Origin of the sequence: Cohnella mopanensis (assembly GCF_022352055.1) — a bacterium.
GTDB lineage: Bacteria > Bacillota > Bacilli > Paenibacillales > Paenibacillaceae > Cohnella > Cohnella mopanensis.
On sequence record NZ_JAKRWM010000001.1, the window covers coordinates 23,903 to 50,496 of the forward strand.

The following is a 26,594-nucleotide window of genomic DNA, read 5'->3' on the forward strand; positions in this document are numbered from 1 at the left end:
AGCGCTTTCTTCCCTACAATAAAATTCGTAACAGCAAAACAACTAGGGAGGTTTATAAAATGAAAACGTTTCTAAAAAAGACAGCCGGCATTGTATTGGCTATGGGCATCGTAGGCAGCATGGCCGCATGCTCCTCTAATTCTAACGGGGAGAAGCAGTCGGAGAAGGGCGGAAGCGGCGAAACGATTAAGCTGAATCTATGGGATCAGTCTGTCGGCAATACGGATCCGTCGGCAAAATTGTTGCCGGAAATCATTAAAAAGTGGAATAGCGAACATCCCGACATTCAAATCGAACGGACAGGAACGACCGGCGAGCAGTATAAGACCAAAATCAAGACTGCCATTGCCGCAAACGAGGCGCCTGACGTATTTTACGGCATGGGTGGCGGTAGCTTCATGCAACCTTACATCCAGTCCGGAAATGTCCTTGAAATCACCAACTATGTGACAGACGACATCAAGACGAAGTTGGCCCCGGGTATGTTGAAAGCCATCGAAACGGATGGGAAAATTTACACATTGCCTGTTTATACACACATTGCCAATCTTTATGTCAATACCGAATTATTCGATAAAGCGGGAGCCCAAATCCCGACGAACTATTCTGAACTGCTCGCTGCGGTAGAGAAATTGAAGGCTGCGGGCATTACGCCGGCTCTTATGGGAGAGAAGGACCGCTGGCCCGGCATGTATTGGTACGACATCGTCGCGATGCGCCAGGCAGGAAATGACGCGGTTATCGAAGCGTTTAAAGATCCTTCCAAGTGGGATTCGCCCGATTTCGTTGCAGCCGCTACTAAGATGCAGGAGCTGGCAAAAGCAGGCGCATTCAACAGCAGCATGTTCAGCATGAGCTACGATGAAATGCTCGGCGCGTTTAATGCGGGCAATGGAGCCATGATGTTCCAAGCCAACTGGGTGAATGCCGGTATCGAAGACCCATCCACGGCAACCAAAGGCAAAGTTAAGGTCATTCCTTTTCCGATTTTCGAAGACGGCAAGGGTTCTGCTGCCGAATTGTTCGGCGGAGGCGTCGACGGCTTTTACGTCAGCAGCAGCACCAAACATCCGAAAGAAGCCGCTGAATTCCTTGCGTATTTAAGCGAGCAGCTCGGCACGAAAGGTTTTCTGGCCGGAGCAGGGCTTCCTAGCTGGAACATTGACGGGTTGGATACTTCGAGCCTGTCCACGCTTGACCAGTCCGCAGCAGACATCATGATAACGGCGACGTCGTTTATTACGTGGTGGGATAATATCCTCCCGGCAGAGTCGGCGGAAACGCACAAAAACTTAATCGCGCAACTCTTGGCAAGCGACATTACTCCGGAGGAGTTCTGCAAACAGATGGCCAAGCTTAAACCGACGGAACTTACGCTCTAATCAATAACAAACCGATAAGGATGTGGTTAGGGAACGATCCCTGACCACATCTTTTAATAGGAGGTCGATTATGAATTCCGTATTTTCGAATAAAACGGCATTAAGTATATTTGTTCTTCCCACTCTCATCATTTTTTGTACGATTGTCATGATTCCTATTTTCGTCTCGAGTTATTACAGTTTGCTCGACTGGAACGGTATCGGAAAAGGGACTTTTATCGGTCTGGAAAATTATGTAGAAATGTTCACGGATTCGAGAGCCCTAAAATCCATGCAAAATTCTCTCCTGTTTGCAGGGGCTTCGATTTTCATCCAATTGCCGATTTCTCTATTGCTCGCCCTTATCTTGGCGTCCACGGTCAAGTGGGAGGGCTTTTACCGTACGGTCTATTTCATCCCGGTTCTCATTTCGACCGTCGTCATCGCGCAACTGTGGTCCAAAATTTACAATGCGGACTATGGCTTGTTGAACACGCTGCTCAAGAGCGTAGGGCTTTCGAGTTGGGCACAAGATTGGCTCGGCCAGAAAGATACCGCCCTCGTCTCTTCGTTTATACCGACCCTATGGCAATATATTGGATATCATATGCTATTGATGTATGCCGGCGCGAAGTCGATTTCTCAGGATATATTCGAAGCGGCTAAGATTGACGGGGCTTCCCGCATACGGACAGCATTCTCCATCACTATTCCGTTAATGAAGCCGATTCTCAAAGTATGTCTCGTCTTTTCCATGATCGGTGCGCTCAAAGTATTCGATCTGATATACGTGTTGACGGGTGGAGGTCCGTTTTTCTCCACTGAAGTGCCAAGCACGCTGATGTACACGACCATATTTGATACGTACCGGTATGGCTACGGCAGCGCATTATCGGTCTTTATTATCTTGGAATGTTTAGTGTTCACTGTAATCATTAATAAATTTATTAAAACCGATTAGGAGGTGAGAAAAGTGAGTACTACAACAGTAGTCATACAGAAAAGACCAGGCTTCATTGGGAAACTCCTGTTGCAAGCGTTTTTGGTTCTGGTAGCGATCACGCAGATTTATCCTCTAGTGTGGCTAGCATTTTTCTCACTGAAAGATAATGGTGAGATTTTCAGCGGAGATGTGCTGAGTTTTCCAAAAAAGTTCCTTTGGAGCAACTATGCCAAGGCGTTATCCGACGGAAATATTTTGTCATATTTTTTCAATAGCGTGTTGGTGACAGCCCTAAGCATTATTCTGGTTTTGATTCTTGCTTCTATGACGGGCTATGCCATCACGAGGATGAACTGGAAACTCAGCAATTTAACGATGACGCTGATCCTTCTCGGCATGATGGTGCCGATTCACGCGGCTCTGCTGCCGCTGTTTATGGTCCTGAAGAACTTACACTTGTTGAATACCTATTGGTCCTTGATTATTCCTTATGTTGCTTTCGGAATTCCTATGGCAGTGTTCATCCTCGGCAGCTTTTTCAAGGGAATCCCCCGCGAGTTGGAAGAATCCGCGGTTATCGACGGATGCGGGATCTACAGAACTTTCTTTTCCATTATATTGCCGCTTGTTAGCCCGGCGGTGGCAACGGTAGCGATCTTTACGTTCCTTTCCTGTTGGAACGAGTTGATGTTCGCGGTAACATTCATTAATAATACAGCCTATCAGACGCTGACGGTCGGTATGATGTCGATGGTGGGAACCTATATTACGCAATGGGGAATTATCGGGGCAGGCCTCATGATCTCGACAATCCCGACGATTATCATTTATCTGCTCCTTAACAAACAAGTACAGAAAAGCATGATTGCTGGTGCTGTCAAAGGGTAAAGAACGCTAATTCCTATAACGAAAAGAGATTAAAGAAGGAGATTTGTGATGAATACAACGATTACCGTAAATACCGATCAGACTTCCGGTACGATCAGTCGTCATATATACGGGCATTTCGCCGAGCATCTCGGACGCTGCATTTACGAAGGCATCTGGGTCGGAGAGGATTCGCCGATTCCGAATACTCGGGGGATCCGCAACGACGTGCTGCAAGCGCTGCGCAACCTCTCCATTCCGGTGCTCCGGTGGCCGGGCGGTTGTTTCGCCGACGAGTATCATTGGAAGGACGGTATCGGTCCGAGGGAACAGCGCAAGCACATGGTCAACACGAACTGGGGCGGCGTCGTGGAGAACAACCACTTCGGCACGCATGAGTTCTTCGACCTGTGCGAACTACTCGGCACTGAACCTTATATCTGTGGCAATGTTGGCAGCGGCTCGGTCCAGGAAATGCAGGAGTGGGTCGAATACATGACGTTCGACGGCGAGTCGCCGATGGCGAATTGGCGCAAGGCGAATGGCCGCGAGAAACCGTGGGAATTGAAATATTTCGGAGTTGGCAATGAGAATTGGGGCTGCGGCGGCAACATGCGCCCGGAATATTACGCTGACGAGTACCGCAGGTACCAGACCTACGTGCGGAATTATGGCGAGAACCGGATCTATAAAATCGCAGGCGGCGCGAATACCGACGATTACCGCTGGACCGAGACGCTGATGCGGGAAGCGGGCCAACACATGGACGGCCTCAGCTTGCACTATTATACCGTTCCCGGAGGCTTCGAGCTTAAACGTCCCGCAATCGGCTTCGACGAAGCGGAGTGGTTCGAGACGATGCAGCAGGCGCTTCGCATGGACGAGCTGATTACGCGCCACTCATCGATCATGGACCAATACGACCCGAAGAAGCGGGTCGGCCTGATCGTGGACGAGTGGGGGAACTGGTTCCAGGTAGAACCGGGCACGAACCCAGGTTTCCTTTACCAGCAAAACTCTTTGCGGGATGCGCTGGTGACGGGGCTGCATTTTCACGTGTTCCACCGGAACTGCGAACGCATTCACATGGCAAATATTGCTCAGACGGTCAACGTACTTCAGGCGATGATCCTGACCGAAGGAGCGAAGATGTTGCTGACGCCGACGTACCACGTCTTCGAAATGTTTAAGGTGCACCAGGACGCGGAGGCGCTCGCTCTCGTTCTCAATACCGGTGATTACGTCGTTGGCGGCGAGACGATCCCGCAAGTTAGCGGGTCGGCATCGAAACGGGCCGACGGCACGATCGACATTAGCTTATGCAACGTTGACCCGAACTGCGAGGCACCGGTCACGCTGCGGCTTCGCGGCTTAACGGGCATGCCGAAAGTAAGCGGTCGTTTGTTGACGCATGCGGACATGAACGCGCATAATACATTCGAGCAGCCGGAGACGGTGGCACCGCAACCGTTCGATGGCGTGACGGACATCAGCGCGGAAGGGCTGTCAGCGACGTTGCCGCCGATGTCCGTCGCGGTAGTCACGCTGCGTTTCTAGACATGCAAGCGACCAACGGTTGCAAGGGATGCAAGGCGGACGTTCGGGTGACACGCGGTCAAATTAACCGGCTTCTGTCCGCGATGGAGGGCAAAGGCTTCGTCTTCGTCGGCGACGATACGTACGGCGCCCGGCTTGATGCCTGCCGGGCATGCCCGTCGCTAGAGTACGGGAATACGTGCATGCAATGCGGTTGCCTGGTCGATGTGCGCGGGAAGCTCGCCGAGAAGGATTGCCCGCATCCCGGAGGCTCGAAGTGGAGCGTGCCGAACAGTATTGAAACAGGCCGAAAAAGTGCTTCATTTCGAGAATAGGAATTACAAATAAGGGAGAGATTTGAAATGAACAAAGCGCCCCAGCCCCATAAACCGCTGGTTACGCACATCTATACCGCGGACCCGTCCGCTCATGTATTCGAGGGCAAAATCTACATCTATCCGTCACACGATATCGATCATGACGGACCCGACAATGATAACGGCGATCAATATGCCATGGAAGACTATCGTGTGCTATCGCTTGAGAACTTCGATTCGCCTGTCATCGATGAAGGCCAAGTCCTTCATCTGAACGATATCCCCTGGGCTTCCAAGCAGCTCTGGGCTCCGGACGCCGCTTACAAGAGCGGCACCTACTATCTGTTTTTCCCGGCGAGGGATCATCAGGGGATTTTCCGGATCGGAGTCGCGACGGCAAAATCACCGGTCGGTCCTTTTGTGCCGCAGCCGAATTATATCGAGGGAAGCTTCAGCATTGATCCGGCCGTGTTCGTCGATGAGGACAATCAGGCCTACATCTATTTCGGCGGCTTATGGGGCGGCCAGTTGGAGAAATGGCAGACCGGAACGTTCGAGCAGAACGCCGTGGGACCTGACGCAGATGCGCCCGCGCTTGGACCGCAGGTTGCGCTGCTTAGCGAGGATATGCTTTCTCTCCAAGGAGAGTCTCAGGAAATTTCCATCGTCCATGAGGATGGCAGCCCGATTCTAGCTGGTGATGAGGACCGTAGGTATTTCGAAGGACCCTGGGTGCACAAGTATAAAGGCTGGTACTACCTGTCCTACTCTACGGGAACCACGCACAAGCTTGTCTATGCCGTCAGTCGGAATCCGATGGGACCTTATACTTTCAAAGGGACCATCCTGACCCCGGTGATCGGCTGGACAACCCATCATTCGATTGTCCAGTTCGAAGACAGATGGTATCTGTTCTACCATGACAGTTCCTTGTCGGGTGGTGTAAACCACAAGCGCTCCGTTAAATACGCGGAGTTGCATTACAACGAGGATGGAACGATCCAAACTATCGATCCGAACAAGTAACAAGATGCCAGCACGCGGAAGATTCTGAGAGACAGGGTTATGTTTATTAAGAACGATATCACACCTAATGAAGACAGCTGATTGTATTTAGCTGTCTTTTCCTTGTTGGATGTAAATCCTCGCTCTATTCGAACCGAGAATGATCGATAGCCACGTATTTCTCACCGACTAGGATGAGAGCGCTGGCCTTCGATAAAAACCATCTAAATTTTGGAATATTATACTATGAAAACGCATTCATAATCATGGTAAAATAAGAATTATTATCAGAGGAGAGGGTCCAGATCTTCAACGTTCTGCTTGTAGACGACGAACCGCTCGTCCTGGAAGGCTTGGCGTTCATGATCGATTGGGAAGGTCACGGCTTTCGTGTCTGCGGCGAAGCGTGCGATGGGGAAGAAGCGCTGGACCGGATCCAGGAGTTGAACCCCGATCTGGTCGTGACGGACGTCAGCATGCCGGTCATGGATGGGCTGCAGTTGATCGAGCACTGCACGAAGGCCTTGAAAGCGTCGTGCCGTTTCGTCATTCTGAGCGGGCACGATGATTTCGCTTCCGCCCAGAAAGCGCTGACGTACGGAGTGCTCGATTACTGGTTAAAGCCGATCGACATCGAGGAAATTCACGCTACACTCGGAAAGCTTCACAGTGAGTGGTCGCATCCGTACGGGGACGGCACCGCGGGTTCGCCGCCTACGGCCGCACCGCTTGAAGCGGCTTGGACGGTCCCGGATGCCGGCGATCCGCTATTCGATGCGGAGGATCAAATGTTGCTAGCGATCAAAGCTGAAGACGGGGCGACGATCGACGAAGCGGCTGAACGGCTCTGCCGCCAATTGCAGCTTTCGTTCGGGGGTGATGGGGAAGCCGGAAAGGCGTTCTTGTCGAACGTACTGTTGGAGCTGCTATGGAAAGTAATGGATGGAGAGGTGACGAACTCGGCTCCTGGGGGCGAACACGACCTCTCGCTTCCGGTCCTGTCGAACAGGGCAGACCGCTGGCCCGACGTCTTGGCGTCGTTTGCCCGCAAGGCGGCGGAGCAGTTGGCGCGGCAACGGTCCGTGACGGGCCCCGCGTGGGAGGCGGCCCGATTCATTCGGGAGCGCTACCGCGAGCCGCTTCAACTGCAGACCATCGCGAGAACGCTCCATTTCCAGCCTGCCTATCTGGGTCAGTTGTTCAAGAAGCAGATGGGCATGTCTTTCCTCGACTACGTTCACCGTACGCGGGTCGAGGCAGGCCGCAAGCTTCTGCGGAGAACGGATCTGAAAATCGCCGAAATAGCCCGGATGGTCGGATACGCCGATCCCGAGCAATTTGCCGCGAAATTCAAGCAATGGATGGACATGACCCCTTCCCAATACAAAAACGGCTGACTAGAAGGAGGCCCCCGCATGCGCAAACCTATCGGATGGTTGGGCTTCGTTAACAACATTCCGCTCAATTGGAAGTTCACTCTCATCTACCTGTTTTGCGTTCTGTTGCCGATCCTGACGATCAACGTCCTCTTCTTCCGGCAAATGTCGGAGAACATCCAATCCCGGGAGCAGAACAACCTTCAGATGACAATCGAGCGGGCGGCCAAGAATGCGACGGACATGATCGAAGGTGGCGTGACGCTGAGCCATTCCGTGGCGACAGACCGTATATTGTACGAGATGCTGGACAAGGAATACGCCGATGTTGTCGATTTCTATGAAAGCTTCAATGAGTTGCTGACCGGCAAAATGAGGCCGTTTATGTCCGCCTACACTCACGTAGAGAACATTTCGGTGTTCACGGAAAATCCGACAGTCGTAAGCGGCAGCAATTTCTTCGTGCTGGACGAAGCGGCGAAGCGCAGTCTTTGGTACGAGGCAGCCTCCAATTCGCCGTCGGCCGTCAATGTCCTCATGTACACCGATGTCGACCCGATGAACGCGAAAGCGAGTAAGGAATACTTCAGCATCGTGCGCAAACTGAACGAGTACCCGCTGTACGGGCGTTATGCCAAATATTTGCGCATCGATCTCAAGCTCAGCAGCTTCGACGAGATTCTGGAACAGGAGAAGCCGTACATGACGCTCAGCATGCTGGATCCGCAAGGCAGGGTGCTGTTCCCCTCCTCCCAGTTCATGGGGCAGACCGGATCGGCGGACAGCGGCGAGGACGAGGGCTTGATGTTCCATAGTTCCCTGGGCAAGGCATCTTATATCCGCGGATGGACGCTTGTCGGTCTTGCAGAAGAGGGCCGTTTCCAGACGGCCGTCCAGAGCTCAAAGCGTTTCATCTGGGTACTGGCCGCCATCAGCACGTTGCTTCCGACTTCGCTCATCTTCATCATGCTGCGTTCATACAATTACCGGATTCGCCGGCTGTCCCGCCATATGGATAAAGCGACCAACGAGAAGTTCGACTTGATCGAGCTGCGTGAAGGCAAAGACGAGATCGGCGGATTGATCCGGAGCTACAACCGGATGGCCGCCCAGATCGAGTCGCTCATTAACGATGTTTACAAGCTCGAAATCCAGCAGAAGGACATGCAGCTGGAGCAGGTGCGCGCCGAGATGAAGCTGCTGCAAAGCCAGATGAACCCGCATTTTCTGTTTAACACGATGAACGCCCTGCTCGTCGTCAGCGTGAAGAACGGCTACACGGAAGTGGCCGATATCATCCGGAACTTGTCCCAATTGTTGCGTCGGATGCTCAGTTGGTCGGACTCCGCCGTCACGTTGCAAGACGAACTTCATTTTACGGAAATGTATTTGAAAATCGAAAAATTCCGGTTCGCGGATCGGTTTGACTACGTCTTCAACATCGAAGATGAAACCGCAAGTTGCCTGGTGCCGAAAATGTGTATCCAACCGCTTGTCGAGAATGCGTGCAAGCACGGGCTGCAGGCAGTCAAAGGGAAGCGTTTTATTCGCATTGAAGCCCGGCGAGCGGACAATTATTTGTTTGTGCTGGTCGAAGATAACGGTAAAGGCATGGATGAGGATCGGTTGAACGAAATCCGAAGCATGATGAACGGAAGCCTCGATTCGGACGAGAATGTGGGCATGCGTAACGTCTATAAGCGGCTACGGCTACATTACGGGGAACGCGTCGATTTTTACATCGACAGCCATCCGGACAAGGGCACTCGAATCAGCTTTCGGATTCCTGCCTTATCCGCTGATGAAGGGGGGAGAAGAAATGTACTCGGTTCTGCTAGTGGATGACGAACCGTGGGCGATCGAAGGCTTACAAATGTTCGTTGATTGGGAGAAACTCGGCTTTCGCGTCTGTGGTGTGTGCGAGAACGGCGCCGAGGCGCTGTCGGCGGCGCGCGAGTTGATGCCGGATGTCATCGTGACGGATATCCGGATGCCGGAGATGGACGGTTTAGAGCTGATTGGAAAATTGCACGAGGAGCGGGGATCCCCTTCCGAACTCGTCGTGCTCAGCGCCTACAGCGAGTTTGTGTTCGCCAAACGCGCCATGCAACTCGGCGTCCATCATTACTTGCTGAAGCCGGTCATCGGAGAAGAGGCGGAGGAGGTGCTGTCGCAGATCCGCTTGCGGCTGGACACCCGCCGGGCGTTACAGAGTAAGGTGGACGGTGGCGGTGAAGAGGAGTCGCTGCCGGCTCTGGTCGCGCATCGGATGAAGGATGTGCTGCAATCGGTCGAAGATGCGGACCGGGTCCGTGCGACGGAAGTGATCGATAGCATATTCAGGGAGCTGGGTGGCCGTTCGTTCGAATGGGCCGAGCTGTTCGCGGGCTCGTTGACCGTTCAATGCAGCAAGCTAATTCGCGGATTAGGCGGCGATCCAGCCTTGTTGCTACGCCCCTTTCCGGAACCGGATTCATACGGGATGGATGCCGGGCAGGTGTCCGTGCAGACGCGTATTCTCTCGTATGCGGAGCAAGCGATCGGTGCGGTGCAATCGATTCGCGAACGCAGGCCCGGCAGCACGATGGCCGAGGTTGACAGATACGTCTGTGAGAATTATCGCAGCCCGCTGTCGATCCGGGAAGTAGCGGCGAGGTTTTATTTGAACCCCGTTTATCTGGGGAAGGCATACCAGGATAAATTCGGCTGCGGATTGCTTGATCGGATTCACGATTTGCGGATCGCCGAGGCATGCGAGAAGCTTCGCGGCACAGCCGGGTCGACCGGCGCTATTGCAGAGCAGGTCGGGTATGCGCACTACCACCATTTTCTGCAGCATTTCGAACGGCGTACGGGTAAAAAGCCGGTGGAATACAGAGCTTCGAAAGGGTGAAGGTTCGAAATGGTATCCTGTAGTGGAAACCGAAATTTAAGGGGGATCCCCATTTAATCCGTGAATTGAAACCGCCTTCAAGAAAGCGCTACCATAAGAGAAGCAAGACGAATGCGCGCCGTCTTGCGTCACATCCGCTGAGGAGGATTTATCATGGGGGTTCGAACAAGAAAAGCGGCCTTAGGGTTGCTCATGTTGATTCTGACGTTCAGTATTATTGCGTCAGCTTGCTCCAAGAACGGAAACAATGAGAGCAGCCCGTCGTCATCTGCGTCGCAGAGCACGAAAGAAGCCAGTTCGTCTGAATCGAGTTCGGCTGAAACGAAAGTGGAGCCGCTTACCATTTCCTTGTTTACAGCTGCTACGATTATCCCGACGGATGACAACAAAATCTATCAGGAAATCAAGAATCAGCTCGGCGTAACGCTGAAGGAAGAATATTTGGTCGGCGATATCGAGCAGAAGCTCGGCGTTATGATCGCCGGCGGCGATTACCCGGACATGATTACGGCGAATACGAAGCTGACGGCGGCCAAAGCGGTCATTCCGCTGGAAGACTTGATCGAGCAGCACGCACCGAACTTGAAGAAGCACTTCGGAAAAGTGTGGGAACAATTGAAAGACCCGGCGGACGGTCACATCTACTGGTTGCCGAACTACGGGGTTTATCAAGGCGACTTCAAGCCGACGGATTACATGGGACCGGGATTCTATATCCAGAAGGCGATTCTCAAAGAAAACGGTTATCCGAAAATCAAGACTCTGGACGAATACTTCAAGTTGATAGAAGATTATGCGGCCAAGTACCCTGAGATCGACGGCCAACCGACGATCGGTTTCACATCGCTCGCTTTCGACTGGCGCGACTGGGGTCTGCGCAACGCGCCGCAGCATTTGGCCGGCCATCCGAACGACGGCGGCGTCCTCGTCGATCCGAATACGAACGTCGCAACGCTATATTCCGCTACGGATACAGCGAAGCCGTACTATAGTAAGCTGAACGAAATCAATGCCAAAGGCCTGATGGACAAAGAAGCGTTCGCGCAAAACTTTGACCAGTATCTAGCGAAGGTGTCCAGCGGCCGCGTGCTCGGCATGTTCGACCAACGCTGGAACTTCCTTGTAGCCCATGATTCACTCGTCTCTCAAGGCAAGTTCGACCGCACTTACGTCGGCTTCCCGCTCGTCTATGACGCGAACACGAAGGACTACTATCTTGACCGTCCGCCGATCAACTTGAACAACGGATTCGGCATCACGGTCAACGCCAGGGATCCAGAGAAAATCATCAAGTTCATCGACACGATGCTCTCGGAGAAATGGCAGAAGCGCATGAACTGGGGCGAAGAAGGCTTCGACTATCTCGTCGGCGACAACGGACTCTACTACCGGACGCCGGAAATGCGCACACAACAAGAAGACGTCACTTGGAGGCAGAAGTACAAGGCGGAATCGCTCTGGGGCTATCTTCCTAAATTGGAGGGCAACTATCCGGACGGCAACGCCGACGGCGCGGGCAACCAGCCGGACGAATTCTTCGCGAACTTGAAGGACATCGATAAAGAGCTGTTGACCGCCTACGGCTACAAAACGTGGACCGACTTCTTCTCGGCGCCGGTGGATAACCGCGTATCGTACCCGGCATGGAACATCGACCTCATCGAAGGCTCCCCTGCGAAAGTCGCCAACCAGAAGATGAAGGATCTGGACTTCAAGTATTTGCCGAAGGCGATCTTAAGCAAACCGGAAAAATTCGAAGAAGTATGGTCTGAGTATGTCGGCCAGATGGGCAAAGTGGATACGCAAGCCTATCTGAATCGAGTCAACGAACAACTGAAATGGCGCTCTGACACTTGGACGAGTAAATAAGACGAAGGAGGGCGGAAGGTTGGAGCGATTGTTCCGGCCTTCCGCCCTTTCAAGACAGGAGGCGGAACCGATGCCGCAGCATACGGTCCACAAGGTTGAAATCGCACCTCAGTCCGCTCCGCGGACCGAAACGTTCTGGAGGAAGATGGTCCGCCAGCGACAATTGATCATCATGTCTTTCCCGATGGTGTTATACGTCCTGCTCTTTGCCTATGGTCCCCTCTGGGGCTGGCTGATGGCGTTCCAGGACTTTAAGCCGATGGCGGGAGTCTCGATCTTTGAACAGAAATGGGTCGGACTGGATCAATTCAAGTTTCTGTTTCTGGATGAAGGCTTCACCCGGGTTCTTCGCAATACGATCGCGATGAGCTTCATCTCGCTCATCCTTGGGTTTGGCACGGCGATCGGCTTGGCACTGCTGCTGAACGAAATCAAGAAAACAGGCTTCAAGCGGTTAATCCAGACCATCTCGTATCTTCCGCACTTTCTATCTTGGGTTATCGTGACCGGTCTCGTCTCGATGTCGTTATCCACCGAAAGCGGCATCGTGAACATCGTGCTCATGAAGCTCCATATCATCAATGAACCGATTCTGTGGCTGGGCGAAGGCAAGTACTTCTGGGGAATCGTTGGGATGACCAACGTCTGGAAGGAAGTCGGCTGGAACACGATCATTTACTTGGCGGCCATTGCATCCGTCGACCCGTCCTTGTACGAAGCGGCGGAGGTAGACGGCGCGGGGCGCTACCGCAAAATATGGAACATCACGCTGCCCGGCATCAGGCCGATTATCGTCATCCTGCTGATCATGAACGTCGGCTGGATTCTGAATGGCGGCGGCTTCGACATTCAATATTTCCTCGGCAACGGACAAGTGCTCGACTGGTCGGAGACGATCGACATATTCGTCCTGAAGTACGGTCTCAAACTCGGGAACTACTCGCTCGGCGTCGCAGCCGGCATATTCAAAACCGTCGTCAGCATCATACTACTCTACTGCGCGAATTTAATCGCCAAGCGTCTCGGCGAAGAGCGACTTATATAAGGAGGGCTCCGCATGCAAACTGCCAACAAAATATTCAAGACGGAGCCGCTCCTGTTTCATACGTTTAACGTCATATTCATGCTGTTCGTCGCGGTTGTCACATTATATCCGTTCCTCAACACGCTGGCGGTCTCATTCAACTCAGGCCTCGATACGACGCGCGGCGGTATCTACGTGTGGCCGCGGGAATGGACATTCAAGAACTATGAAGCGGTATTCGCGACCGGCAAAGTGTACCACGCGTTCTGGGTGTCCGTCGCCCGGACCGTGATCGGCACGGTGGTCAGCGTCTTCCTGACCACTATGCTGGCGTATACGATTAGCCGTAAGGAGTATATGTTCCGCAAGCCCGTCACGCTGATTTTTATTCTTACGATGTATTTCAGTGCCGGCCTCATTCCTTCGTATTTTTTGATCAAGGATCTGCACCTGCTGAATACATTTCTTGTTTATATTCTGTTTCCGGGAGCTGGGGCAGGGCTGATCAGCGCGTTTAACATGCTTGTCGTCCGTACCTACATTCACACGCTGCCGGAAAGCTTGATCGAATCGTCTAAGATAGACGGCGCGAGCGACTACCGGGTATTCTTCAGCATCATTTTGCCGCTTTGTACGCCGGTGATCGCGACGATCGCGTTGTTCACGGCCGTCGGCCAATGGAACACGTGGTTCGACACGTTCATCTTCGCCTCGTCCAAGCCGAACCTGAGCACGCTTCAATTCGAGCTGATGAGGCTGCTGTCTTCATCGGTGAATTCCAATGCCAATCCGAGCTTGTCGTCTACAGCTGCCAAGGATACCGCAACGATGATTACGCCGCTGTCGATCCGAGCCGCCATTACGATGGTTGCATCAGTGCCGATTCTGGTTGTGTATCCGTTCCTGCAACGGCATTTCGTATCGGGATTGCAGCTAGGGAGCGTGAAGGAGTGACATAGGCGTATTTGTCCCATCGAACGCACGCTCGTAACCCTTGGTTATATTGATCATAAAAAAAGCCCTCAAAGGGGCTTTTTTTTACTTCATATGTTGACATAGCCTCTCAAACTTCATTATACTTTTAATGAACAACTGTTGATTAACTTATTTTACTCGAGGGGGATTTGGCATGCGTTTAGAAGGTAAAGTAGCGGTAGTTACCGGAGCAGCATCGGGTATGGGGAAAGCGATTGCGGAGTTGTACGCGAAAGAAGGAGCTAAAGTCGTCGTCTCCGACTTGAACATCGAAGGCGCGGAAGCGGTTGCGGCCGGTATTAGAACGAACGGTGGCGCAGCTATCGCAGTAAAAACAAACGTTGCCGACTTGAACGATATCAATACAATGATCGATACGGCAGTTAATGAATACGGAACGCTTGATATTTTGGTTAACAATGCCGGCATTATGGATAACATGGCACCCGTGGGCGACGTAAACGACGAGAAATGGGATCTTATATTCGATATCAATACGAAAGGCGTCATGCGCGCGATTCGCAAAGCGATTCCGATCTTCCTGGAGAAAGGAAAAGGCGTCATCGTGAATACGGCATCGACGGGCGGGTTCAGCGGGGCGCATGCGGGCGCAGCATACACGGCTTCCAAGCATGCCGTAATCGGTATCACTAAGAACACTGGTTTCATGTATGCGCAGAAAGGCATTCGCTGCAACGCGATTGCGCCGGGCGCGACGATGACGAACATTGCTTCGACGATGACGAACGTGAACGAGTTCGGCGCTTCGCGTACGAAAGTTACCCAAGGCGTCATTCCACGGGTCGGACAAGCGGAAGAAATCGCGCAAGTGGCTCTGTTCCTGGCATCGGACGAATCGAGCTTCGTGAATGGCGCGGTTATCGCAGCTGACGGCGGTTGGACGGCAGGCTTCTAATTCGGCTATTGGCTGAAAAAGGTTCGGCATAACGCAAAGGCTACAAGCAGACAGGCTGCTTGTAGCCTTTTTATTCCCTTCGGATGATGCTTCGATCTCCTGCAATAACGTATACAATTCCCATTTCACGTTATATAATTCACAACAGATTAAAGTTATTGAACAGATGAGAATAAAACCGTACATTTAGTGAATCGTAGCCATTGTAATAAGTGGGGAATATAGGACATGAACGATAATGATTTAAGAGTCGTTAAGACGAAAAAAGCATTGCATCAAGCGCTTCTGGCTTTACTAAAGACCAAAACGCTCGAATCGATTTCCGTATCCAACCTTTGCCGCGAGGCTCATGTTAATAGGGGCACGTTTTATTTGCATTACAAGGATATCGGGGAGCTGTTCGACGAGCATCTTCACGATTTGCTTCAAGATTTGGAGGACTCGTATTACGAGCCTTACCGGCATGTGTCGCGATTAATTCCGAACCATCTCGACCCTTCGACGATTCGTATCTTTCATCACGTGAAGAAATACCAGCCGTTCTATGAGATCGTGTTCGATAAGAAGTCGCCGCTGTCGTACTATTATTCGTTGTTAGTGAAAATCAAAAGCTTAATGCAGGATGTCTCATCGGTGAACCAACTGGAAGATAGACAATTAGATCTCTCCATGCTGGTCGCTTATCAAGCCAATGCGATTATGGGATTGCTCATCCAATGGAGCATGGACGGCTTTGCCCGCAGCCCGGAGATTATGAACGAACAGCTCGCCTATTTCTTGAAGATGCAGCATAAGGATTCGTCGCCAGAATAGTCACAAAAGCCGGGTCCTGCATAGGACCCGGCTTTTGTTTGCCGCACGGCATTATCGAAGCTCTAAACTTCCTATAACAGCTGTTATTCAGCTTTTACAAGAATCTTCACCTGATTTTTTTCTTTCAAAAGAGCTTCGAAGCCTTCTTCAATAACATCATCTAGCTTGATCCGTTTTGTTACTAGTTTCTCGGCAGAGAAGTAGCCTTGGCCCATCAAACTAATAACGGCAGGGAATACGTTACGATAACCGATAATCCCTTTAATGGTGCGCTCCTTCATTACAACGTTATTAGGATGAACTGGCGCTTCTTTCTCGAAGATACTGACAATCATCAATTCGCCGCCAACTTTCGTCGAGTTAAGAGCTTGCGTAAGAACCGGAGGCACGCCGGTGACTTCAAACGCGACATCTGCGCCGCCGTTCGTGCGGTTGTGGATTTCTTCCACGACATCGTATTCTTTAGGGTCAATTACGATTGCGCCTAGCTCGGTTGCTTTTTGCTTCCGCTCTGCCGATAGCTCAACAGCGTAGATCTCTGCTGCTCCGGAGGCTTTCAATGCTTCGATAACGAGCAGACCAATTGGACCAGCTCCGAATACGATCGCTTTATCGCCAACTTTGAGCTTGCTTTGACGGACGGCATGAAGCGCGACTGCGGAAGGTTCCACAAGCGCTCCTTGCTCGTAGGAAATGCTATCAGGTATTTTATGAACCATTGATTGTTCAGCAGCTACGTATTCAGAGAAACCGCCGCCGCCTCCAGCAAGACCGAGGAATCCCATGGTGGAGCAAAGGTTATAATAGCCCGACTTACAAGCATCGCAATGACCGCATGTATAGATAGGTTCAACAACGACACGATCACCAACCTTAACTTTAGTTACTCCCTCGCCAACCTCAACGACTTTACCGGAAAATTCATGTCCCATAACGATAGGTGCTTTTTCTCCAGTGATGGGATGAGGTTCTCCGTTAGGAATGAAAATCGGACCTGCTGTATATTCATGTAAGTCGCTGCCGCATATGCCGCACCATTCGACTTTGATTTTAACTTTTCCAGGTAATGCAGTCGGTTCTTCAATATTTTCTAGACGTAAATCTTTTTGGCCGTGCCATCTTAATGCTTTCATATCTGTCATCTCCTTAGAAGTGTAGAAGTACAAATAATATCGGAAATAAACCGATGTTTTAGGAAACGTTTCCGAAATACACTATGTCACTGTACAGATAAAATGTCAATATGATTAACGATTGTTGCTAGAACATTATTCGTTGAAAACCAGATATGTTATAATGATGAAGGAATGTAAGAATACTATTATGGAAATGATTCCGTATTCGTGAGGTAGTGATGAGCTTGGGAGATCATAAAGTTACGATAGAAGTCGTAGCTGCTAGAGCCGGCGTTGGGATTGCAACCGTCTCCAGAGCTATTAATAATATGGGCGGTATTAGTCCGAAGACGAAGGCGAAAGTGCTGGAAGCCGTCGAGGAGCTTGGATTCATTCCGAATTCCAATGCGCAGAACCTGAAGCTTCGCCAAACCAAACAGATTGCCTTGGCCGTACCCGATATTCGAAATGCTTTTATTCCGGAGATTGCATATTCCGTCGAACAGGTAGCGAAGCATGCCGGCTATCGTGTCGTTCAGATTAATACGTTAGGAAATACAAGATCGGAATTAGAATTGCTTCGCGATATCAAGAAGCTTCATGTAGATGGGCTCATTATCTTGCCGCTTGCTTATCCTAGAACGCTTATGGAGCTCATTAATAAAACCAAACTTCCCATCTCGATCATCAATTACGGCAAAAAAATAGATCCGGACGTTAAAGCGGACATTGTAAGTCTTTCCACGCAAGAGGGCCAGTTGGTTATGGAACATCTGATCAGTATCGGAAGAACGAGAATCGGCTATGCAGGTGCTCATAAAGAAATCATCGAGGAGAGATTTTTTGCTTATGAGGATGCCTTAGAGCAAGTTGATCGATCGTTGGTTTATTTCGGTGATGATTTCTCACTGCAAACGGGAGCTAAAGCAGCGGATTATTTTGTTAGTTTGACCCACATGCCAGATGCCATCTATGCCGGAAATGATATGGTCGCGATAGGGCTGTTGAATCGCTTTAAGGAATTGGGGGTTCGCGTGCCCGAAGATATCGCAATCGTGGGAATCGATAACAATATACTATGTACGATTACAACTCCAAAGATCAGCTCCGTAACCATCATGGGGACAGAAGTGGCTAAAGTGGCGACGGAGCTATTGCTGCAGCGCATACTTGAGCAAAAGATAGGCCTCTATGAGAGGGTACTGTTTGAACCGAGACTGATCGTGAGAGAATCCAGTTTAGCGCGGACTCACATTACTCAGCGCATTGAGTAATGGTATATCTTGGATGAATCTATTAATGATAAAATGAATAGATCATATAGAAAAGGGGATTAATAGGATGACCGCAAGTAAAACAACTGTTTTATTTCAAGGGGATTCTATAACGGATGGGGCTCGATCGCGGGACGAGGATCAGAATCACATTTTAGGGCACAGCTATGCTTATATGATTAGCGCCAAATTGAGCTATGAGTTGGCCGAGCGTAAGCCGCATTTCATTAATAGAGGCATTAGCGGTAACCGAGTGTCGGATTTGTATGCGCGCTGGAATGAAGATGCCATTAGCCTTAAGCCTGATCTCATTAGCTTATTAATCGGAGTGAATGATGTTTGGCGCACGATCAGCGGCGAGGCGAGCGGTGTAACGGATCGGTTCGAAAGAGCGTATCGTCATCTATTGGAGGAAACAAGAGAAGTGCTGCCGGAGACGGGTCTCGTGCTATGCGAGCCTTTTATCTTGAAAACAGGAGCGACGGCAGGGCGCTGGGAGGAATGGGTTGAACGAGTGGGCTCATATCAAGCAATCGTACGCAAGTTAGCGTCCGAATTCGGTACTGTGTTCGTACCGTTACAAGGAGCATTCGATGCGGCATGCAACAGAGCGGAAGCATCCTATTGGATCTGGGATGGCGTTCATCCTACTGCGGCGGGTCACGAGCTTATCGCCCGGGAGTGGCTGTCGGTTGTTCAGAACAGCCCAGTTGCGATTCGTTAGAGAGCAGAGGAACCTAAATAAATTAAAACCCAACGATCATTTCTAACATGATCGTTGGGTTTTATTGTTTTTCCTGATTCCTTTTTATGCAGAAAAATACAATATGTCATATGACAAATTAAGTACGTTAATCACTATTATTATCCGCATAATTCAATTATAATTACTCGGTTACATTAGAGAGTCACTGTTTCAACAACTCAGATCATAAGCGGAGAGAAGATATGTTATTTAATTCTTTTGAGTTTATTTTGTTGTTTTTACCGATCGTTACTTTCGTCTATTATTTTCTTAATAGAAGGAAATTAACGATAGCATCAAGAGTTTGGTTGGTTATTAGCTCTTTGGTGTTCTACTCTTGGTGGAATATTAGTTATTTGCCTTTGATCTTGTTATCGATATCCGTGAACTATGGGATTGGTCTAGTGCTAAGCTTTGATCGACTTAAGTTACCACGTAAGTTTATTTTAGTAATCGGGATAATCTTCAACGTTGGGCTATTAGGATATTATAAGTATGCTGATTTTTTTATTTCGAACACGAATGCCCTTATTCATTCGAACATCCCATTGTTAAACATTGGGTTACCCTTAGCCATTAGCTTTTTTACGTTTCAGCAGATTGCTTATATCGTGGATTCATACAAAAAAGAAACGCGGGAGTTCGATTTTCTTAACTACGTTCTATTCGTCACCTTCTTCCCCCAATTAATCGCCGGCCCGATCGTACATCACAAAGAAATGATGCCCCAATTTAGAATTCTACGGAATAAATTCGTTAATTATAGGAATCAAGCTCTAGGGATGTTTATTTTCTCGATTGGCTTGTTCAAGAAAGTCGTATTGGCGGATACGTTCGCTATATGGGCAACGCAAGGCTATGATCAAATAGATTTGCTGACTATGGTCGAGGCTTGGGTTACCTCACTGTCCTACACGTTCCAAATGTATTTCGATTTTAGCGGATATATGGATATGGCTATGGGGGCTGCGTTACTGTTTAATATTACGTTACCCCAAAATTTTAATTCACCATACAAATCGCATAATATTCAAGATGTTTGGAATAGATGGCATATGACTTTGGGCAGATTTTTAAATCGCTATATTTATATCCCCATTAATAAATTATTGCTACATAAGGTGTTTGCGCCGCTCGGGTTGAAAAAACAGGTCATGCTTAGGACGAGTATAAGTTTAATCTTATTGTTTGTAATAAGCGGATTTTGGCATGGAGCTGGGTGGACTTATGTATTTTTCGGCTTGATGCATGGTTTAGCGATTGTCATTCATAGGTATTGGAAGTCAACGAAATATAGGATGAACAAAATATTGGCGTGGTTTATCACTTTTAATTTTATTAATTTTAACTTTGTTTTTTTTAGATCGACTAGTATGGAGGGTGCATTCAAAGTTCTGAAGGGGATGACGGGGTTTAATGGAATCGTGCTTCCAACCAAGTTCATTGAGGTTTTTCCAAGCCTAGCGCAATTGGATTTCCTAGAGTTCGGCGGAACTCCGCTAAATAATATTCCTGCGGCAGTTAAATATATTCTAATCGGTTTTGTCCTTGTTCTATGCTTCAAAAACTCGGGTCAGTTAATGGAGAAGTTCAAACCGACCTGGTACCTGCTGCTATTCACCTTTATCCTTATCATATATTCCCTTCTTAACATGACGAAGGTGACTGAGTTTCTATACTTTAATTTCTAGAGGGACATGATATGAAAAAAAATAAAAAGTGGGTTTACACGTTACAAGGGCTTCTCATCGCGTCTATCGTACTAATCGTTGCCATTAACTATGTAGTGGATCCTTATCAAATATATCGAACCCCGACCGCAGCAGGATTTAATCATATGAAACTATCTACACAAGCATACTTATGGAAAGCTAGATTTATTGCCGAGAATAAACCGGATGTGATATTTCTAGGATCATCAAGGACTGGCCGGGGGCTTGATCCGGAATATTATGCTCGAATCACGGGGGATGAAGCGTTTAACAGCGGTCTCTCAAGCGCCAATATTTATGTTGGACTACGGTACTTAGAATATGCAATATTGAATAACAAATCCTTAAAGACAGTTTATATCGGTTTGGATTTCGAAGGCTTTAACAAATATAGCGAAAGTGACATGCTTGATGAAAAACGATTGGAAACCTCCTCCTTCACCAAAAATGATAGGCTCGCGACGCTTTTTACCAAGCAGACTCTAAGAGATAGTATTAGAGTGTTGAGAATGAATCTTTTGAAAATGCCCCCGGATATTGATGCATTGTTACCCGATGGCAGTTATAGCGATGTTGGTCAAATTATTAGGAATCAACGACTTCTGGAGCAAGGAAATAACCAATTCTATGAACATCTCAATGACTATCTGAACACCGTTTATTCGCAATACGAATTATCACAACAACACGTTGAAGATTTTCGAAAGATCGTCTCGTTGTGTTCCGAAAACAATATTGATCTGTATGTGTATATCCAACCCTCTCATGCGCTGCAATGGGAAGGAATACAAACCTCGGGACTATGGGACGAATTCGAAGAATGGAAAAGAGAGATCGTAGCCATAACAGAGGTGTGGGATTTCTCGGGCTTCAACTCCGTTACGACAAGTCCGCCCGATCAGTTTGACACGTATTTGGATCAATCTCATTATCGTAAGCAGATAGGGAATTATGTTTTTAATAGAACGTTACATATTAACGAAGACAGCGTGCCTGAAGATTTCGGCGTATTATTGACCAAGGACAATCTAGAAGCACAATTAAAGAGAATAAGAGACGAGAGAGATAAGTGGGAAAGAGATAACCCGGACATTGTTAAGAAGATAGAGGCGTTAAAAGCGAAATCTCCTTGATAGCAATTTGTCATAGTAGAACTTGTAATAAGCGTTGCCCTATGGGCGACGCTTTTTTTGCTATTTCATAACAAACTATCACTTCGAAGGATCGATTTCCGACATTTAATATCTATTTCGACAAAAGCAGTATGACTACGATGCAGCCGGCAACCGTTCGGTCATGAATGCCCCTTTTGACAACAATGTTTATTACAAGTACGACATGCGCAACCGATGGAGTAGTTAAAGCACAGGATAAATACTTGTACAATGGAGACGGGTTACTATGGGAACGCACAGAGGATGGACAGGTCACGAGATATTATTATGACGGAGACCAAGTCATCGCAGAAGGTATTGTGGTGAATGGCGTTTCCTCGCTTAAAGCTCGCTATATTCGAGGGCAAGGACTTATCGCTCGTGAAGATGAGACGGGCAAAGCTTATTATCTCCATAACGGACATGGAGACGTGGTAGAATTAAGAGACAGTACGGGAGACACACGTCTGAACCGCTACTCCTATGACATGTGGGGAAATCCTATTGTCACGGAAGAGAGCGTTCAGAATCCTTTCCGTTACTCTGGAGAAATGACCGATAGCACAACGACGTTACAATATCTCCGCGCTCGTTGGTACGACCCGAGTATGGGACGGTTTATTAATGAGGATAGCTATGAGGGAAAGATTAATAATCCTCTGAGTTTGAATTTGTATACGTATGTAGAGAATAACCCTTTAATCTATACCGATCCGACAGGGTACTGCAAAGCAGGTAAAGATGCTGGTTGTTACGTCGATTCAAATAGCGGTGTCGACAAGATGATCAGCGATCCAGAACTGGCAAACAATTCGCAGATGTGGAAGGACTATCAGGGTCAGAAGGCATATTGTAAAAATTCTAGTTGTGTTTCTAAATTAGAAGCAAAACAGAAAGTATTAGAGCAAGCCAATGACAAAATCAGAAACAGCGCATGTATTTATGTTGATTGTTATGATGGTGAAGCGAAGTTTACTGGTATGGATAATGGTATGCCGATTATTACTCAAGATGCTGAAAATGGAAAAAAGAAATACACTTTAACAAAAGTTGGTGTGATTCAATGTAACTGCTTTACTGCAGGTACCAAGGTCCAGACCAATCAGGGTGAGAAACCAATTGAAGAAATTCAGGTCGGAGATAAAGTGCTGTCAAAAAATGAAAAAACTGGAGATGTCGACTACAAAAAGGTTACAGCTACTTTTAAGCATGATACGGACGAAATATATAAAATAAATGTGGGGAGTCAGACGATTGAGGCGACTTTTAATCATCCTTTTTGGGTAAATGGTAAAGGGTGGGTAGTTGTAAAAGACCTAATAGTAGGAGATTCTCTTGTTCAAAGTAATGGGAATACCCTTAAAATCGATAATATTACAATCGTTAATGAAAATGTCACAGTGTATAATATGACTGTCGATGAATTCCACACTTATTTTGTTAGTGATTTAAATATTTGGGTCCATAACACAAGTAGTTGTTTTCCTGAAGACCCCAATAATTTTAACCCTACGGGATTAATAAAGAGGGAGTTTCCGGGAACAAAGAATGGAAGAATTATTAAATGGTTCGATCCGGTAACTAATAAACCCATCTATGAGTGGAACGAGGATCTTAAGTACGGAAACCACTATCATTATACACCGAATGGAAATATAAGAGCCCCACATCCGGTTACTAGGAACACTCATATCAAGGGTGGAGACGCAATGATAGAATATATGGAGAAAGAGAAATGAGGTGCATGAAATGCGAATCAGTTCGGAGAATAAGCATTTATTTGAAGATTTAGATTTACATGATGCAGAACTACTAGATATAAAATGTGATTATCGTAATAAAGTGGTGACAGTGATTGCTAAACTGTATCTGCCTGAAATACAAAGTCAGTTGATTCAACTTGCCTTTATTGACTTTTCGTCTTTTTCAATTAGTTGTGAAGAACCTTGGGGGAGCGGCATTTACTTATTAGGTGCTACAATAGTTGAGATTGATGGTGAGGGTAAAGATGTTGATATTGAAGATAGTAAAATATTTATCGATGTCACTTTGAATTCTGGTGATCATATTAAAATAGCTTCTTCCGAGATCGAATGGACTTTAAAATAAATAACATGCCACATGCGAGTGTAACAACTCTCATGTGGTCTTTTTATTTTGCCCCCACCCAGTGCAGCAGACGGCTTGATTGTTTTATTTAATTTATGGCCGCTCGGAACTTCCTGGATGGTTCCAGACTCATTTCCAGGAATAAAGATATATAAACATATTGAGCTTCATAAGAAAGGCATAGATTCAATTAGAGAGACCCCTAAACAAATGAACTAAATCGGAACGTAATCGCGATTATCAACGACTAAGGCAAAAAATGAAAATTTATATATATGTTTTCTCTGGGGAAAAGATAGGTATGCCCACAAATCGCGGGAAATATTTAAGGAAATATTCCATAAGCAGAACCAACAGTTCTGGCCATCCCTTATTTAAGGGACGGTTTATTTTTTGTTAACCGCCATTCCCTACGAAATCGCTCTTGATTGGCGCTTGTCGTCAATGGCGATAATTGTGAAAGAAGGTAAGATACTCGATGTTGCTATGTCGGGCAACGATAGCAGCGTCTTTATCAATGGGCTCGAAGTCAAAGGGAATGACTTTTTTTACGATATCGTAATGCCATTTCTGCCCGAAGATTCAGTCAATGAATTTGATAAATGGACAAACAGAGGGCAAGCAGTAGAGGATAGTAGCCCATAAAATATATTTTTAAGTGAGCCCACTATCAATAGTTTTTATTCTGCTTTCAGAGATAGAACTTTTTGAAAAGTTCTTAATTACTACACCTGAATATTTAATTACAATGGCCGTTCTTTTAATGGTGTCATTCGTACTTGCTCTATTCAGTAGAGGAAGAATTTTGAAGAGTTTTTTGATAAATTCTTTAATAGGTATCCTAATTTTCTATGTAACTGTACTTACTGTTTGTTTTTAATAACTTTTGAATAACTTACTAATCAACAATTGAGCTGCATCAAAGTAGGTGAATTGCTTGTACGTAGTGATGGGAATACACTCAAGATAGACAGTATCGAACTGGAACAGAAAAATGTTACGGTTTACAATATGACGGTTGATGAGTTCCATACTTACTTTGTCAGTGAACTGGGGATTTGGGTTCATAATTCATCATGTACTGTTGATGTAAGTGGGCTTAATGGCTGGACAAATGTGGGGAATATCAACAGTTATATTGCTAAACAAGGATGGACTATAAGTCAGAGCTCCCAAGAAAAAGAATGATGGCACATATGTTGTGAACATATATAATAGCAAAAATGGAAAAGTCGGAGAGATACATGTAAATCAGCCTCAATACAAAGAGAAAATACAGACTGGACTAATATATCCCGTTCATCTCCAGACACGGAAAAATGCAATGCATTATTATGATGATGTGAAATGAATAATTTTGGGATGAGGAAAATAAATGTATATTGATGTTAAAAATATTTATGGATCAACAACTGTGGACCTTTCAAATCTGGCTGATATTTTAATATCATTTCTTGATAATAACCAAACACTCTATTTTGCAGTGAATGGTTGTAGTGAATTTGAGGGATTTACAATTTATGATCGTATGGTCTTTAAAAGCTATGACTACGTTTTTCCTTACGATAATCATCCTCGTGAATTGCACTGGTTCGAACCGAAAGATAAAGAAGAGATTTTAAAAGTAATTGATGAAGATTATCTATTCCTATGTATTGCTGTTCCTAAAAATAGTATTGATGTCAGAGGGTTTACTTATGCAATAGAAGTAATGGATGAGGATGAGTGCTGTTCATTAAGTATTTACTGCAAGAACACTGAAGACTTTAAAAACAGAGTCTTGTCAAAAGTTAGACTATTATTAAAAGAAGGAATGGAACTGCTAATGGAACATTAGCGACAAAGTTCCGTTATTCCCCAAGTGAGCTAACAACTCATTTGGGGAGTTTTTTTGTCTAAACTATCCGTCGCGTAAGCGTCAAACGCTCCCAACTTTCGTTCCTCTAATAGCCGTGAGATAATCCTCTTCTGAATCATCAATTCAGGGAAGGTATTTTTTTGAGACGGATTGTCAAGCTAAGTGCGACAGTTCGACTCGTGTAGCTTCAGCCGCATTTGAGTGTAACAACTTGCATGTGGTCTTTTTTTGCCCCACCCAGTGCCGAATGAAGCGGGCGGCTAGTGAAGGTATTCCTGCGCCAAGGATACCCAGATTGCTCTAGATTCATCTCGTGGAATAAGGATTTATAACCATGTATATAGCATTAGAACGGCTTAGAATGAATCGGATAAACCCTAAGTTGGCACGGTTCGCTTGAATCGCTCCGATTATGGTCGGTTCGGGTAATAAATCGCGCAATTACAAGAGTAAGCAGGGCAATCGGGAACTGCATCAAAGCGCTTGCCATTCGGCAGATTGCCGTTAGTCGAACGAAGAGAGAGCCGAGAAATCCGTACTTTCATGCCTACTACGAACAAAAACTGGCGGCGGGAAAGACGAAGCAACAAGCCATCGTCTGCATCATGCGAAAGCTGGTGAACATCATTCACTACCTGTTGCGAACAAAAGTTGTCTATGTTATTCCAAATGTACCCAATTGAGATGCTGGATGATACAATTGTTGTGGGCGGAGATTACTAGACAATCCCG

The 26,594-nt window shown here is 47.4% G+C and carries 24 protein-coding genes and 1 pseudogene; 24 read left to right on the forward strand and 1 reads right to left on the reverse strand.

Features of this window, described 5'->3' with window-relative positions; translation table 11 throughout:
- The first annotated feature begins 59 nt into the window (after window positions 1-59).
- The 14 genes from L3D05_RS00085 (at window position 60) to L3D05_RS00150 (ending at window position 15,895) form a co-directional block, all read left to right on the forward strand.
- A complete protein-coding gene (locus L3D05_RS00085) occupies window positions 60-1,382 on the forward strand; it encodes an extracellular solute-binding protein (RefSeq protein ID WP_239613487.1) in 1,323 nt (440 codons plus the stop codon).
- 70 nt (window positions 1,383-1,452) lie between these two features.
- Entirely contained in the window at window positions 1,453-2,322 is an 870-nt protein-coding gene (locus tag L3D05_RS00090) for a carbohydrate ABC transporter permease (protein WP_239613489.1), read from the forward strand.
- Window positions 2,323-2,334: 12 nt separating this feature from the next.
- Window positions 2,335-3,192 (forward strand): carbohydrate ABC transporter permease, encoded by an 858-nt coding sequence (locus L3D05_RS00095; RefSeq protein ID WP_239613491.1) that lies wholly within the window; start codon window positions 2,335-2,337, stop codon window positions 3,190-3,192.
- Between the two features lie 48 nt (window positions 3,193-3,240).
- Window positions 3,241-4,728 (forward strand): alpha-N-arabinofuranosidase, encoded by a 1,488-nt coding sequence (locus L3D05_RS00100; protein ID WP_239613493.1) that lies wholly within the window; start codon window positions 3,241-3,243, stop codon window positions 4,726-4,728.
- A 47-nt stretch (window positions 4,729-4,775) separates the two neighbouring features.
- Window positions 4,776-5,042 (forward strand): hypothetical protein, encoded by a 267-nt coding sequence (locus tag L3D05_RS00105; protein WP_239613495.1) that lies wholly within the window; start codon window positions 4,776-4,778, stop codon window positions 5,040-5,042.
- Window positions 5,043-5,069: 27 nt separating this feature from the next.
- A complete protein-coding gene (locus L3D05_RS00110) occupies window positions 5,070-6,050 on the forward strand; it encodes a glycoside hydrolase family 43 protein (RefSeq protein ID WP_239613497.1) in 981 nt (326 codons plus the stop codon).
- A 296-nt stretch (window positions 6,051-6,346) separates the two neighbouring features.
- A complete protein-coding gene (locus L3D05_RS00115; RefSeq protein ID WP_255807257.1) occupies window positions 6,347-7,426 on the forward strand; it encodes a response regulator transcription factor in 1,080 nt (359 codons plus the stop codon).
- 18 nt (window positions 7,427-7,444) lie between these two features.
- The gene (locus L3D05_RS00120; RefSeq protein WP_239613499.1) at window positions 7,445-9,250 is read left to right on the forward strand and encodes a cache domain-containing sensor histidine kinase; all 1,806 of its coding nucleotides are present in this window, start codon (window positions 7,445-7,447) and stop codon (window positions 9,248-9,250) included.
- Entirely contained in the window at window positions 9,225-10,298 is a 1,074-nt protein-coding gene (locus L3D05_RS00125; RefSeq protein ID WP_239613501.1) for a response regulator transcription factor, read from the forward strand. Before L3D05_RS00120 ends, L3D05_RS00125 begins: the two co-directional genes overlap by 26 nt.
- Window positions 10,299-10,451: 153 nt before the next feature.
- The gene (locus tag L3D05_RS00130; protein WP_239613502.1) at window positions 10,452-12,167 is read left to right on the forward strand and encodes an ABC transporter substrate-binding protein; all 1,716 of its coding nucleotides are present in this window, start codon (window positions 10,452-10,454) and stop codon (window positions 12,165-12,167) included.
- Window positions 12,168-12,237: 70 nt separating this feature from the next.
- Window positions 12,238-13,212: an ABC transporter permease gene (locus L3D05_RS00135; protein WP_239613504.1), complete on the forward strand. Its 975-nt coding sequence runs from the start codon at window positions 12,238-12,240 to the stop codon at window positions 13,210-13,212.
- 12 nt (window positions 13,213-13,224) lie between these two features.
- Entirely contained in the window at window positions 13,225-14,145 is a 921-nt protein-coding gene (locus tag L3D05_RS00140; RefSeq protein WP_239613505.1) for a carbohydrate ABC transporter permease, read from the forward strand.
- Between the two features lie 175 nt (window positions 14,146-14,320).
- On the forward strand, window positions 14,321-15,082 hold the full coding sequence (locus L3D05_RS00145) for an SDR family oxidoreductase (protein ID WP_239613507.1): 762 nt from the start codon (window positions 14,321-14,323) through the stop codon (window positions 15,080-15,082).
- Between the two features lie 228 nt (window positions 15,083-15,310).
- Window positions 15,311-15,895, forward strand: a complete 585-nt coding sequence (locus L3D05_RS00150; protein ID WP_239613509.1) for a TetR/AcrR family transcriptional regulator — start codon at window positions 15,311-15,313, stop codon at window positions 15,893-15,895.
- 83 nt (window positions 15,896-15,978) lie between these two features.
- Here the strand turns inward: L3D05_RS00150 and L3D05_RS00155 are convergent, their stop codons facing one another.
- A complete protein-coding gene (locus L3D05_RS00155) occupies window positions 15,979-17,028 on the reverse strand; it encodes a 2,3-butanediol dehydrogenase (protein WP_239613511.1) in 1,050 nt (349 codons plus the stop codon).
- A gap of 221 nt (window positions 17,029-17,249) precedes the next feature.
- Here L3D05_RS00155 and L3D05_RS00160 point away from each other — a divergent pair, with 221 nt between their 5' ends.
- From L3D05_RS00160 to L3D05_RS26860, 10 genes and pseudogenes are all read left to right on the forward strand, one after another.
- A complete protein-coding gene (locus L3D05_RS00160; RefSeq protein ID WP_239613513.1) occupies window positions 17,250-18,284 on the forward strand; it encodes a LacI family DNA-binding transcriptional regulator in 1,035 nt (344 codons plus the stop codon).
- 67 nt (window positions 18,285-18,351) lie between these two features.
- Window positions 18,352-19,008 carry an SGNH/GDSL hydrolase family protein gene (locus tag L3D05_RS00165; RefSeq protein ID WP_239613515.1) on the forward strand — a complete coding sequence of 219 codons (657 nt, stop codon included), beginning with the start codon at window positions 18,352-18,354 and terminating at the stop codon, window positions 19,006-19,008.
- Between the two features lie 224 nt (window positions 19,009-19,232).
- Window positions 19,233-20,720, forward strand: a complete 1,488-nt coding sequence (locus tag L3D05_RS00170) for an MBOAT family O-acyltransferase (RefSeq protein ID WP_239613516.1) — start codon at window positions 19,233-19,235, stop codon at window positions 20,718-20,720.
- Window positions 20,721-20,731: 11 nt separating this feature from the next.
- The gene (locus tag L3D05_RS00175; RefSeq protein WP_239613518.1) at window positions 20,732-21,874 is read left to right on the forward strand and encodes a hypothetical protein; all 1,143 of its coding nucleotides are present in this window, start codon (window positions 20,732-20,734) and stop codon (window positions 21,872-21,874) included.
- Between the two features lie 344 nt (window positions 21,875-22,218).
- Window positions 22,219-23,634 carry a polymorphic toxin-type HINT domain-containing protein gene (locus tag L3D05_RS00180; protein ID WP_239613520.1) on the forward strand — a complete coding sequence of 472 codons (1,416 nt, stop codon included), beginning with the start codon at window positions 22,219-22,221 and terminating at the stop codon, window positions 23,632-23,634.
- Between the two features lie 10 nt (window positions 23,635-23,644).
- Window positions 23,645-24,004, forward strand: a complete 360-nt coding sequence (locus L3D05_RS00185) for a hypothetical protein (RefSeq protein WP_239613521.1) — start codon at window positions 23,645-23,647, stop codon at window positions 24,002-24,004.
- A 393-nt stretch (window positions 24,005-24,397) separates the two neighbouring features.
- Window positions 24,398-24,649, forward strand: a complete 252-nt coding sequence (locus tag L3D05_RS00190) for a hypothetical protein (RefSeq protein WP_239613523.1) — start codon at window positions 24,398-24,400, stop codon at window positions 24,647-24,649.
- Window positions 24,650-24,913: 264 nt separating this feature from the next.
- The gene (locus L3D05_RS26625; protein ID WP_369417924.1) at window positions 24,914-25,192 is read left to right on the forward strand and encodes a polymorphic toxin-type HINT domain-containing protein; all 279 of its coding nucleotides are present in this window, start codon (window positions 24,914-24,916) and stop codon (window positions 25,190-25,192) included.
- A 187-nt stretch (window positions 25,193-25,379) separates the two neighbouring features.
- Window positions 25,380-25,841, forward strand: coding sequence for a hypothetical protein (locus L3D05_RS00195; RefSeq protein WP_239613525.1), 462 nt, complete (start codon window positions 25,380-25,382; stop codon window positions 25,839-25,841).
- A 400-nt stretch (window positions 25,842-26,241) separates the two neighbouring features.
- Window positions 26,242-26,545 (forward strand): annotated as a pseudogene (locus L3D05_RS26860) (IS110 family transposase); the annotation flags it as partial.
- Between the last annotated feature and the right edge of the window lie 49 nt (window positions 26,546-26,594).